Below are 2,955 nucleotides of genomic sequence, written 5' to 3' on the forward strand. Positions count from 1 at the left end.
AGATGAGGTTCCGTTTCATCGAGGACCATCGCGAGATGTTCCTTGTGCGGGTGATGTGCTCGGTCCTGGAGGTGAGCGCCAGCGGCTACTATGCGTGGAGGGGCCGGTCCGAGAGCATCCGCTCGCAGGCCAACCAGGCCTTGCTTGGGGACATCCGCCGTGTGCATGCCGAGAGCCGACGCCGCTACGGCAGTCCACGGGTCCATGCGGCCCTGCAAGCCGAGGGGCAGCGGGTGGGCCGCAACCGGGTGGCGCGCCTGATGCGGCAGCACGGCATCGGAGTACGGACCAAACGCCACTTCCGGGTGACCACCGACAGCAAGCACAGCTTCCCCGTCGCTCCCAACCTGCTGAACCGCCAGTTCACCGCTTCCGGACCCAACAGGGTGTGGCTGGCGGACATGACGTACATACCGACCGGTGAAGGCTGGGTGTATCTCGCCGTCGTGCTGGATCTCTTCTCACGCAAGGTGGTCGGCTGGGCTATGCGCGAGACCATGGCCCAGGAGCTGACGATCGCTGCCCTGCAGATGGCAATCACCAACCGCCGACCAGGTCCGGAACTGCTGCTGCACTCGGACCGCGGGAGCCAATACGCTGCGCACGACTACCGCCGCCTACTCGCCAAGCACGGCATGCTCTGCTCCATGAGCCGAAAAGGTGATTGCTGGGACAACGCACCCATGGAAAGCTTCTTCGGCAGCCTCAAGACTGAACTCGAGGAGGACGGGCCGTTCCTGAACCGACAGGTCGCACGATCCGTCCTCTTCGCCTTCATCGAAAGCTTCTACAATCGACAGCGCCTTCATTCGGCCATCGGCTACAAAACACCGGCCGACATGGAGCAACTCGCCGCGGCCGCGTAGGCCGTAACCCCTGTCCACTCATACGGGGAAGGTCAGGGAGGTCGACATGGCGCGGCGGCGGATCGGTCAGGAAGATCTCATCGCACGGGCGGAGCCGCGAGCAGCACTGCCGCTGGTGGAACTCGCCGCCTTGCTGGATTGGACGGAGATGGATCGTCACTTGGCCGATATCTCGGCTGCGGCAAAGGGCGAACGTGGCTGGCCGCCGCTGGCTCTCTTCCGTGGCTTGTTGCTGGCCACCTGGTATGACCTCTCGGACGTGAAGCTGGCCGAGGCGTTGGACGACCGGACCAGCTTCCGCCGGTTCTGCGGCTTCGCTGCCCACGAGCCGACGCCCGAGCGCACCACCTTCGTCCGGTTCCGGCGGGAGTTGGTGCGGCGCAGCCTCGGCCACGGGCTGTTCGAGGCGGTGACCCGCCAACTCGAAGCCAGGGGCTTGATGGTGCGCACCGGCACGCTGGTGGATGCGACGCTGATCCCCTCGGCCAGCATCCAGAAGGACGACGGTTTGACGTATACGTCAAACCGTTGGGCCGGGCATCGCCGCCGCAAGCCCGTGCACGGCTACAAGGCGCATGTGGCGACCGACGAAGGTGCGGGCCTGATCCGCGGCTTGGAGGTGACCACGGCCAACATCCATGACGCCGCTGAGTTGGAAGCTGTGCTGCCGCCCGAGGCGGGGAACGTCTATGCCGATAGCGCCTTCAACGGCGACAAGCCTTGGAAAGCCATCCGGGCGCGTGGCGGCATGCCGCAGGTCGTGCAGACGGGTACCTGGGGCGGGACCGCGGCGCTCGCCCGGCTGAAGAAGCACAACGCCCGGGTCCGGCGCATACGCTGTCGGATTGAAAAGGTGTGCGGCACCTGCAAGCGCTCCTATGGCCTGCGGCGGATGCGGTGGCTCGGTCTGGCCAAAGCCGGACTGCAAGCCCGTCTCACCGCCATCGCCTACAATCTCCGGCGCACGGTCACCCTGCTGCACGCTGCCGCTTGAGACAGGAGGAGCCTGCCTGCATCACGCCAGCAGGCCGCACCACGCTGCCATTCGGGCACACCTGCCACCTAGAGAGCGCCCAACACAAGGAATAGCAAGAAACCCGCGCCTGCCCGCACATCCGCGCACAGGTCTCCTTATACCAAGTCTCGCTGATCATGACCTGTATGCCCAGTTGCGCAATCCGATGGACATGATGCGCCAGGGCTGATCAGTCAGCTTGTTCCAAGCGTCGCAGCAGTGATCGACGATGTTGTCGTAGGACTGGAAGACCCGGTTGGAGAGCCAGTTGTCGCGCATGAACTGCCAGACGTTCTCCATGGCGTTCAGTTCGGGGCACTTGGGTGGCAGCGGTGCGAGCGTGATGTTGGGTGGAACCGCGACCCTGTCGGAGAGGTGCCATCCGGCTTGGTCGAGCAGCAGGACGGCGTGCGCTCCTGGCGCCACCGTGGCGGCGATCTCGGCCAGGTGCAGGTTCATCGCCTCCGTGTTGCAGTAGGGCAGGTGTGCACGGCGGAGAGAAAGTCGGCCAGTGGAGCGGCGGCGTGATGCGGCTGCGGGCGGCGTAAAACCCGGCCAGTGCAGGCGGCCTACCTTGAAGGATCAGGGTGGGGCGCCGGGGGATGTTCGTGGTGGAGAGCTACGCGGCGGTCCGGCGGTTCGTGTTTCTCGAGGGTCATAGTCGGCGGGAGGCGGCCCGGGTTTTCGGGCTGAGCCGGGACACGGTGGCCAAGATGTGCCGGTACTCGGCGCCGCCCGGGTATGTACGGACGCGGCCGCCCGACAAGCCCAAGCTGGGGGCGCTGGTACCGGTGATCGAGGCGATCCTGGAGGCGGACCGGGCGGCGCCACCCAAGCAGCAGCACACGGCCAAGCGGATTTTCGAGCGGCTGCGCGACGAGCACGGCTATGGCGGCGGCTACACGGTGGTCAAGGATCACGTGCGACGGCAGCGGGCGCGTGGGCGGGAGGTGTTCGTGCCGCTGGCGCACCCGCCGGGTCACGCGCAGGTGGACTTCGGCGAGGCGGAGGCGGTGATCGGCGGGGTTCGGCAGAAGGTTCACTTCTTCTGCATGGACCTGCCGCAGTCGGACG

The 2,955-nt window shown here is 66.2% G+C and carries 2 protein-coding genes and 2 pseudogenes; 3 read left to right on the forward strand and 1 reads right to left on the reverse strand.

What is annotated here, in order from left to right; genetic code table 11:
• Positions 1-866, forward strand: an 866-nt coding sequence (locus EAH89_RS30610) for an IS3 family transposase (RefSeq protein ID WP_140887930.1), incomplete at its 5' end; no start/stop codon positions are given.
• Positions 867-912: 46 nt separating this feature from the next.
• Positions 913-1,860 (forward strand): IS5 family transposase, encoded by a 948-nt coding sequence (locus EAH89_RS30615; protein ID WP_140887932.1) that lies wholly within the window; start codon positions 913-915, stop codon positions 1,858-1,860.
• A 156-nt stretch (positions 1,861-2,016) separates the two neighbouring features.
• Here the strand turns inward: EAH89_RS30615 and EAH89_RS30620 are convergent.
• Positions 2,017-2,364: pseudogene (locus EAH89_RS30620) on the reverse strand (transposase); the annotation flags it as partial.
• A 119-nt stretch (positions 2,365-2,483) separates the two neighbouring features.
• Here EAH89_RS30620 and EAH89_RS30625 point away from each other — a divergent pair.
• Positions 2,484-2,955: pseudogene (locus EAH89_RS30625) on the forward strand (IS21 family transposase); the annotation flags it as partial.

The organism is Muricoccus nepalensis (assembly GCF_006438825.1).
GTDB lineage: Bacteria > Pseudomonadota > Alphaproteobacteria > Acetobacterales > Acetobacteraceae > Roseomonas > Roseomonas nepalensis.